We start from the raw sequence: 9,629 nt of genomic DNA, 5'->3' as shown, positions 1-9,629 counted from the left end.
GGTCGATGGTTGTCAGGGTTGCTGTTTGCTGTTTTGCAGGTAGTAGCCGTGGCGATCGCAGGATGGTCATTCCTTAGCCCTGAAGGGAGCACGTTGATGGGGTTAGTAGGTTTGATGGTGGGTGCGTTTATCTATGTCGCTAGCCTGTTTGAAGCCTATCGAGATATTAGTGGTGCTAGTATTCTCTCAGCAGCCCAGTCTGTAAGCCAGCGGTTTGATCGGTGGTTTGCTGTATTTCTAAGCCAACTGTTGCCCGGTTTAGGACAGTTTTATTTGCACCAGACTAATCTGGGAACGATCCTTATGGTTGTGAGCGTGCTGCTGATGACGGCTGCCACCCGTAGGCCAGTCTTAGTGCCCTTAGTGGCTGCGTTGGCAGCGCTATCCTGTTATCACGCTTACCGCAGCGCACCGGCAGAGAAGTCTTGGCGACGCGAGTTTAGCTATTTGCTAATGATTACTACGATTGTCTTTGTTCTCCGACTGTCGCTAGGACTATTACCAACTTGGCTGGGACAGTCTGTGCAATTGTTTAAGATCCCCAGCAACTCTATGGCACCGACTCTACAACTGGGCGATCGCATTCTCGTCAGCAAAGCGGCCAATTACCAGCCTCAACCCACAGATATTGTGGTGTTTCAAATCCTAGATACTAATCCCATAACTGGCAACAGTCGTCGCCGCTTCTTTGTGAAACGGGTGATCGCGATTCCGGGGCAAACCGTTGCAGTGCAGGCAGGTACTGTCTATCGTGATCAGCAGGCGATCGTAGAACCCTATGTGGCTGAACCGCCAGCCTATGAGTTGCCCCCAGCTAGGGTTCCAGTAAACCACTATTTCGTGCTGGGAGACAACCGCAATGACAGTATTGACTCGCACGTATGGGGCTTTTTACCCCGCAGTAGTATTGTGGGCAAAGCCTATAAGATTGCCCTTCCCCTTCACCGAGTGAAACCCCTATGACCTCTCGTTTTTCCCATACCTTGATTCCCCTCGGTGCAGACATCTTTCGAGTGGAAAATGTTTTGGATCCATACCTATGCAAACATTTGATGGATATTGCTGCCTGTAGCCAGTTTGAGCCAGCTCGGGTTGAGCTAGAACGACTAGACCGAGCGGCTCGTAACAATGATCTGCTGTATTTGGATGAAGAGGGCAATTCACTACTCCAGTCTACGAACCAATTGCTGCTTCAGCGGATTGGGATTGTGCAGGAGTTGCTCTACAAGCACTACGGCATTAAATTTCCCCATGCTGAAGCCTGTCGAATTTTGCGCTACCGGCCAGGACAGCAATACAAACGCCATGTGGACAATATTTTGCTCTCTAGCCGCATGGAAGAAGCCGCGAGGGGAGTGCCTATTCGAGATGTCAGCATTGTAGGCAGTCTGAATGATGATTTTGAGGGGGGAGAACTGCTGTTCGATCGGCAGGGAATTAAGGTGCCGCCTCGGCAAGGTAGCGTTGTGGTCTTTCCTGCTAACTATGTTTATCCCCATCAAGCCTTACCTGTGCGCCGAGGGTGTAAATATTCCTTTACAACTTGGCTCTATCACTAACAGCGGCGATCGTCGCTCACAGTCAGGATTATGGAAAGTAGCCACACAGTAGAAAGCCTCAGAGTCAGGTAATGATTCCCATAATTAAGAGGGTGTCTGCTAGACTTTGGGGGATGGTAAATACTCGCCAATTTATTACGGACTGTAACATTAAGGATTTTGCGATCGTGACTTGGATTGTAACTTGGCATCCTCTTGCATCCCTGCTACACATTTCCCACACCTACTGTGGGCAAATCTGTGCGCTGCTGGTACCGATGAACATGGCTGCAACCATAGCTAGCATGATGCTAGTGGGAACAGAGGCATCTATGCAGCGCATCCGTGCCGTTGCGGTCTTGGGAATTAGCCTAGCTGTGATGATGGTCATGCATGTGCTGTCCTGGCTGCTGGTGGGGGTTGTGATGCTGCCGACCTATGTGTTGCTCTGCCTGGCAGGGGCTTGCTTCAGTATTAACATCATGCTGATCTACGAGCAGCCAATACTGCGACGGCTGCTAGTCAAGGCTATGCAAGTCATCACTCGTTACTGGCCTAGGCATCGCGCGCATCCTAGTGAGGGATAGGGTGCCTGCGCTACAGGCAAAACCATGACAGCCAAAATTAAATAATGATTTCATTTTGTTAACAAGCCACTAACCCGATTCTACAAAATCCAGCGACTGTAAGCACGGTTAGTTAGGTAGTAGTTCGGCATCGTCAACTTGCACCAACCACAGTGCAGAGTTAGCAGCATCATCCACTACAGGCGAAACAGAAGGCAAATGGCTAACATAGTCAAAGTAGTTGCCCATCAGAAAACATACACCAACCGTGGCAGCGGCTGAGGCAGCAACCAAGCAACCCGCTAGCATGAGGGAAAACTCTTGCCGCTCTAATGCTTGGGTCATCAGGTGTAGCGACCAGCTTACCAACGCAATAACAAGTAGTGATGCTAGAGCCATGGGAGTTAAGCCTGGGTAAACAAGTACTAACGCCGCTTGATTGCTAACGCTATGGACATCAATGTCATTGCGTATCAATCAACATTGACATAATTATGAATGATTGTAACAGCTTCTCAGAAACTCAGCAAAGCGCTGATGCGAAGGAATGATTAAGATTGCTGAGCATCGTTATGAGCATTGTTGAAGCCTTGTCTAAAGTGAGGAAATTTGGTGCGATCGACCGATTACAGCCACCTGCTATCCCAGCAGATACTAGAAGATAGTATGGTCCGCACGGTAACGTGTGGGAATGGTGTATGGATCACTGCCACAACAATTACTAGGGTGCCCTCACTGATGGCACCGCTTGGTTAACTAGTCATGATAATCATGACCGGCTCCTGCGTGGGGATTCTTAGCCTAGGTGTAGGGGGTCAATATCAATCGTGAAACTAACCGAGGTTGGGCAGGCTGCCCGCAATGGTTCCATCGCTGCTGCTAGTAACGATGAGAGGTTTGCTGATCCCCAGCACTTGATTAAGATTTGCCAGCGGTAGCGATCGGCAACCCGCAGAATCGGCGCGGGCACTGCCCCCATGATTTGACAGTTGGGCTGTGGGCCAAGGCTAGCCTGCAATAGGTCAGCACAGCGATGGGCGGTCACTTCTACTGCCGTGGGATTAGGGCTACTGAGTCGCACTAGGGCCAATTGTGCCAGGGGGGGGTAGTGAAAGCTAGCGCGCATGGCTAGCTCAGCCTCGGCAAATGCTGCATAGCACTGCCGTTGCACAGCACGAATAACGGGATGATCGGGGTTATAGGTTTGGAGGATGACTTGGCCAGGGTGGTCTCCTCGCCCTGAGCGTCCGGCTACTTGGGTCAGGGTCTGGTACGATCGCTCACTAGCTCGGTAATCTGCTAGATGTAGCAAGCCATCAGCCGCCAAGATGCCCACTAGGGTCACTTGGGGCAGATCAATCCCTTTGGTGAGCATTTGGGTGCCTACCAACACATCGGCATCGCCCTGGGCAAACTGGCTCATCAGGGCACGGTGAGCACCTTTGGTACGAGTGGTGTCACTGTCGTACCGGAGACAGCGCAGATCGGGTAGTAGCCGTGCTAACTCCTGCACGACCCGCTGAGTGCCACTGCCAAAGTGCTTGAGGTAGGGGGAGTTGCACTGGGGACAATGGGAAGGATGGAGCTGGGTAAAGTTGCAGTAGTGACAACGCAGTAACGGGGATGCCTGGGCATGGGTGTGGTGATAGGCTAGGGAAACATCACAGTGGGGACAGTCCAGAACGTAGCCACAGTTGCGGCAGGCTACAAAGGTGCTATGTCCTCGCCGATGGATGAAGAGAATGCCCTGCTGACGGTTGGCTTGCAGTTCGATCAGGGCCTGTTGCAACTGACGACTAAAGATTGAACGGTTACCCTGCTGAAATTCCTGGCGCATATCTACCACGGTCATGGGTGGTAGGGGACGATCGTGGATGCGCTTGGGCAGAGATAGGTAGCAGCGCAGCCCTCGGTCACTGCCTAGGGCTGGGGGACTAGCCTGGGAAACTGACACAGCAGCAGCATGCTCTAGGGACGAGGTTGATGGCAAAGGTAAAATCCCTGGGCCACCACAGGCAACCCAACTTTCTAGGGAGGGTGTGGCAGAACCCAACACCAAGGGACAGTTAGCCAGGGCAGCACGCCATTGAGCAACGGTGCGGGCATGGTAACAGGGAGCAGGTTGGTCTTGCTTGAAGCTGTCATCATGCTCTTCATCTAGAATGATTAGCCCTAGGTTGGTCAGGGGGGCAAAAATGGCCGAGCGTGTGCCTAGAACAATCCGGGGGTTAGGTTGCAGCATTTGTCGCCAGGTGTCGTAACGTTCACCATCGGCTAAGCCACTGTGGTAAAGCAAGAGGGAACTGGGAGCAAAGCGCTGGCGAAGGCGATCAGTTAACTGGGGGGTCAGGCCAATTTCAGGGACGAGAATCAGAACGGATTGTTGCCGACTGAGCACCGGGGCGATCGCCTGCAGATAGACCTCTGTTTTGCCGGAACCCGTAACTCCATGCAACAGCACCTGGGCATAGCCAGACAGACTTGTAATGGTTGCTACAGCTTGCCTCTGATCAGCATTGAGGAGCTTGGGCTGATCCCTAGGCAAGACAGGGTTGACCTCCGATCGCAGCAGTTCCCGGGGCTGAATCACCACATACCCTTTGTGGGCCAAGGTTTTGACCACCGAAGCACTGACCCGGCACAGTTGCAACAATTCTGTCATCCATAGCTCACCTCCCTTAGCTTTCAAAACTTCCAGCACTTCTTGCTGGCGGGGGCTTAACGGTGCTTGCCCTAGGGTTGTAGTCAGGGTAACTGCCTGCTGCAACTTGGGGCGTACTGGCGACGGCATGGCTAGGTAGCTTTCTACCAATCCCAACTGCTGTAGTTCCCGTAGTCCTGAAGCCGCACCCCGCACCCGTTGTTGAAGAAACTGCCAGGTCAAATCTCTGGTTTTACTCTGGGCAAGGGCGGCCAACAGGTGTTGAGCTGGGGTAGTTTGGGGACTGTTTTGGAGGCTAGGAGCAGTCACTTGACGGATGCGGCGCTGCGATCGCCGTAACAGTCCAGGGGGCAGTGCTACACGAATCACCTGCATCAGGGGTGTGCAATAGTAGTCCGCAACTTGGCGTAGCAATGTCCAATAATCAGCGGGAAAAAAGCCCTGACTCACAACCTCCTCAACCCAGCGAATTTGGCTTGCCTCTAGGTCAACGGGGGGTGACGATCGCCGATGCACCGCGATTGCCCCCACCTGTTGGGCACCGAAGGGAACGGTCAAAATATCCCCAGGTTGCACCGTAAGATGGGGTGGCACAGCGTAGATATACAGACCTTGAGCACCGGGACAATCCACCAGGACATCCACCCAGCCCTTAGGGGTAGGCTGGTCAGCAGCGTGACAGTGTCCTTCAGTTCCAAGGTCTAGGGACTGGGCAGAGTAGCAATCAGGGGTAACATCCATATACCAATTCTCTGGGCGTTGATCGTAGATCCAGTCAGGCTTAGAACCCGTTCCTGCTGTGAGCAAGTGGTTGCGGAAGAGGGCAATGTGAGCTACCACTAGTGAACAGCCTTTCTACAGTATACACGGTAGCGTTACTATTGATAGCTATTGATGCTATTAATACCTTTCTAGGCATGACTAAACCGTGGCAATTGCCTGACTCATGCCATTAGCACGGTAGCTGTCGGGCAAATACAGGTCAATATGGCGATAGATGGCGATTGGAGCAACCACCCGACAGGTAAAGAATTCTAGCGCTGCCCGCCCATCGGGGAAGGTTCTCACCTTGGGGGCGAGGTTCTTGGGAATGTCACCTTGCCATTGCCAGTTCACCTTACCAGGCACAGTGGCAATCAGATGATGATGCGTCCAATCCTGCAAATTACCCAGGGCACCAAACTCCTTGATTTCACGATAAAACATCGAAGCAATGGCAAAAGAACGCACCGAACGATCGCCCGTGATGGCATCCATGAAATTACCCAGCGCCCCCTCTGGGATAGGCAGTTGGTCTTGGGTTTTACAGCCCACTAGGGCTGCTTCTAGGTTAGCAGTGCTGCTATGTGTCTCGGCAACGGCCCAACACACCCCCAGACCGTGATCAGCCTCGCGATAGAGGTAGCTGACTAACCGCCAGCCCGGCTTCAACTCCAACCCAGGCAGTTTTGCCAGAATTGCGCCCGGATTAACCACACTCACTAACCAGCGACCCGTTGCCCCTGAACGCGAATTTGTAGTTGCAGATACTCCTGCAAACTTGAACAGGTCACTTAGGGCATCTAACGACTCTGGCTCTGGCAAATCGTCTTCAAAGGACAGTTGAGGCGGGTTGTTTTCTGACGCGGGCACCGTCAACCCACTGCGGATAAATTGCCGGACTTTCTGGAGAGCAGTAATGGGCAGTTGCTGGGTTGACATAGGCACTCAACCGGGTCAATAACAATAGGAGAAATGGCGTAATTATAGGCGCACTTCATGATCTTTATTGTCCACTGTGTAGAACTGCTAATCCGGCCAGACCGACAAGATTTTTTCGCTCATTGGCCATAGGCATCCATGGGCAAACACGCGCAAACCAAGTTGCGATCGCCATAGGCGCTGTCAATGCGGCCTACGGGTGCCCAGAATTTGTGGGCGCGAGTCCAAGATGTGGGATAGGCGGCCTGTTCTCGGCTGTAGGGACGATCCCACTCTGAGCGCAACAGGTCAGCAGCCGTGTGGGGTGCATGCTTTAGCACATTGTTACGACGGTCAACCACGCCATCGGCAATAGCCTGAATCTCTGCCCGGATAGCAATCATGGCTTCACAGAACCGATCTAGCTCCTGCTTCGATTCACTCTCCGTCGGCTCCACCATCATCGTGCCTGCCACCGGCCACGACACCGTAGGAGCATGAAACCCGTAGTCAATCAGCCGCTTGGCAATGTCATCTACGTCAATATCAGCGGTTTTCTTAAACTCCCGCAAATCCAGAATGCACTCATGGGCTACCCTTCCCTGACTCCCTTTATACAGTACGGGATAGTAGGGTTCTAGCCGCTTAGCAATGTAGTTAGCATTGAGAATTGCTACCTCCGTAGCTCGCTTCAGCCCTGCTTGCCCCATCATGACAATGTACATCCAAGAAATGGGGAGGATGCTACTGCTACCCCAAGGCGCAGCCGATACGGCTCCTATCGCCTGCTCACTGCCCATGGGCACTACCCCATGCCCTGGGAGAAAAGGCACTAAATGAGGTTGAACTCCGATCGGCCCCACCCCTGGGCCACCCCCACCATGGGGAATGCAGAAGGTTTTGTGTAGGTTCAAATGACAAACATCGGCCCCAAAATCTGCAGGACGACAGATCCCCACTTGGGCATTCATATTGGCACCATCCATATAGACTTGACCGCCATGGGCATGGATAAGGGCACAAATTTCCCGAATTGTTTCCTCAAATACGCCATGGGTGGAAGGATAGGTCACCATTAAGGCTGCCAGATTGGCACTATGAGCCTCGGCTTTGGCGTGGAGATCAGCAACGTCAATATTGCCCTGGTCATCACAGGCAACGGGTACCACTTGCATTCCCGCCATAACGGCACTAGCCGGGTTTGTTCCATGGGCTGACTGTGGAATCAAACATACATGCCGATGCCCCTCACCCCGTGCTATGTGATACTGGCGAATCACCAACAAGCCTGCATATTCCCCTTGGGAGCCAGCATTTGGTTGCAAGGAAATGCCGGCAAAGCCAGTAATTTCCCCTAACCACTGCTCCAACTGGTGGAAGAGTTGCTGATAGCCTTGAGCTTGGTCAAGGGGAGCGAAGGGGTGCAATTGTCCAAACTCTGGCCACGTCACAGGCATCATCTCAGCCGTGGCATTCAACTTCATAGTACAGGATCCCAGAGGAATCATTGCCGTTGTAAGGGACAGGTCTTTGCTTTGCAGGCGGTGGATATAGCGCAGCAATTCTGTCTCTGAACGATAGCTGTGGAAAACAGGGTGGGTGAGGTAGGCCGAAGTTCGTTGCAGAGCTTTGGGGAGTGCCGGTGTCATGACATACTCCCTGGGGGAATAGCCGTTGCTGTGACCAACATCCAGGCCCACGGCGGACGCGCGATCGCCAGCAAATACCGATAACAAATCCTGCACATCCTGCTCTGTGGTGGTTTCATCCAGGGAGAGGCCGATCGTACCGGCATTCACCCGCCGCAAATTAATCCGCTGCCGAAGTGCCCGCTGCATAATGGCATCTGCTTGGTCACCTACGGTCACCCATAGCGTATCAAAGTAACTGGCGGATCCTAACCCATACCCTAGGGACTGTAACCCAGTGGCCAACGCTACAGTCAGCCTATGCACCCGTTCTGCAATCCGTTGTAAGCCCTCAGCCCCGTGATAAACCGCATACATAGAAGCCATCACGGCCAGGAGCACTTGGGCTGTACAAATATTGCTCGTAGCTTTATCCCGGCGAATATGCTGCTCACGGGTTTGTAGAGCTAGCCGCAAGGCAGGCTGTCCGTGTACATCTTTAGAGACCCCCACTAACCGACCAGGGAGTTGCCGCTTGTAGTCTGTCTTGGTAGCAAAGTAAGCAGCATGGGGGCCTCCGTAGCCCAGGGGTACACCAAACCGTTGGGTACTGCCCACAGCGATGTCAGCCCCTAGTTCACCAGGGGGTGTGAGTAGTGTGAGGCTTAGCAAGTCAGCCGCCATGATCACCAGGGCACCTGCTGCATGGGCACGATCGATGACAGGGCGATAGTCGTGAATAGCTCCATTTTGGGCAGGATATTGTAGCAATACACCAAACACCGAGTCCCCCAAGGCCATGCTGTTGTGGTCACCAACGACAACTTCGATGCCCAAGGGCAGGGCGCGAGTTTTGACTACCTCGATCGTCTGGGGAAAGCAGGTGTCACTGACCAAGAACTGGTAGCGCTGGGTTTTGGTCTTAGCGTTAACAACGTTGTAGCTGAGGGTCATGGCTTCGGCAGCAGCGGTACCCTCGTCTAGTAAGGACGCATTGGCGATCGGCAGGGCGGTTAAATCACTCACCATCGTCTGGAAGTTTAGCAAGGCTTCCAATCGCCCTTGGGCAATTTCTGGCTGATAGGGGGTGTATTGGGTATACCAGCCCGGATTTTCTAAAATGTTGCGCTGGATTACAGGTGGGGTAATACAGTTGTAGTAGCCCATGCCAATAAAAGAGCGATAGACTTGGTTCTGGGCTGCGATCGCCCGCAGGCGCTGCAAAGCCGCATACTCGTCGCACCCCTCTTCTCCTAGCTGGAGTGGACGATCTAGGCGAATACTAGCAGGCACAGTTTGCTGAATCAACTCCTCTAAACTAGTGCAGCCCACTACAGCTAACATTGCTTCTAGGTCAGAATCGCGGGGGCCAATGTGGCGCTGGGTAAAGGGAGAGAAGCCAGGGAATGACTGTTGACTAAGGGACGGTGCGGCTGCAAGGGATGGCGTTGTGGCAGCAGAAAAACTAGCAGTGGTGGATGGTTGAGTGGTAGAGGGTTCTAGCATAGGGTAGTCACTAATGTTGATGGTAGGAAGGCTGCTCAGTGTTCTGTAA

General features: G+C 53.0%; 7 protein-coding genes. 3 read left to right on the top strand and 4 right to left on the bottom strand.

The features are described from left to right. The 3 genes from lepB to NZ772_07670 form a co-directional block, all read left to right on the top strand. Positions 1–963 (top strand): signal peptidase I (gene lepB / locus NZ772_07680; GenBank protein MCS6813436.1); only part of this gene is annotated, 963 nt, incomplete at its 5' end. Further along, entirely contained in the window at positions 960–1,559 is a 600-nt protein-coding gene (locus tag NZ772_07675) for a 2OG-Fe(II) oxygenase (GenBank protein MCS6813435.1), read from the top strand. The genes lepB and NZ772_07675, both read left to right, overlap by 4 nt. A 113-nt stretch (positions 1,560–1,672) precedes the next feature. Further along, complete coding sequence (locus NZ772_07670; protein ID MCS6813434.1) at positions 1,673–2,125, top strand: hypothetical protein; 453 nt, start codon at positions 1,673–1,675, stop codon at positions 2,123–2,125. A 108-nt stretch (positions 2,126–2,233) separates the two neighbouring features. On the opposite strand, the gene NZ772_07665 is transcribed toward NZ772_07670, so the two are convergent. The 4 genes from NZ772_07665 to gcvP form a co-directional block, all read right to left on the bottom strand. After that, positions 2,234–2,503, bottom strand: a complete 270-nt coding sequence (locus NZ772_07665; protein ID MCS6813433.1) for a hypothetical protein — start codon at positions 2,501–2,503, stop codon at positions 2,234–2,236. Positions 2,504–2,900: 397 nt separating this feature from the next. Next, positions 2,901–5,606, bottom strand: coding sequence for a primosomal protein N' (priA, locus tag NZ772_07660; protein MCS6813432.1), 2,706 nt, complete (start codon positions 5,604–5,606; stop codon positions 2,901–2,903). 81 nt (positions 5,607–5,687) lie between these two features. After that, entirely contained in the window at positions 5,688–6,467 is a 780-nt protein-coding gene (locus NZ772_07655) for a hypothetical protein (GenBank protein MCS6813431.1), read from the bottom strand. A 119-nt stretch (positions 6,468–6,586) separates the two neighbouring features. After that, on the bottom strand, positions 6,587–9,580 hold the full coding sequence (gene gcvP, locus NZ772_07650; GenBank protein MCS6813430.1) for an aminomethyl-transferring glycine dehydrogenase: 2,994 nt from the start codon (positions 9,578–9,580) through the stop codon (positions 6,587–6,589). Between the last annotated feature and the right edge of the window lie 49 nt (positions 9,581–9,629).

The sequence above is a fragment of the Cyanobacteriota bacterium genome (assembly GCA_025054735.1).
Lineage (GTDB): Bacteria > Cyanobacteriota > Cyanobacteriia > SKYG9 > SKYG9 > SKYG9.
Note: the sequence above shows the minus strand (reverse complement) of the source record. Positions and strands in the feature narration are given on the sequence as shown.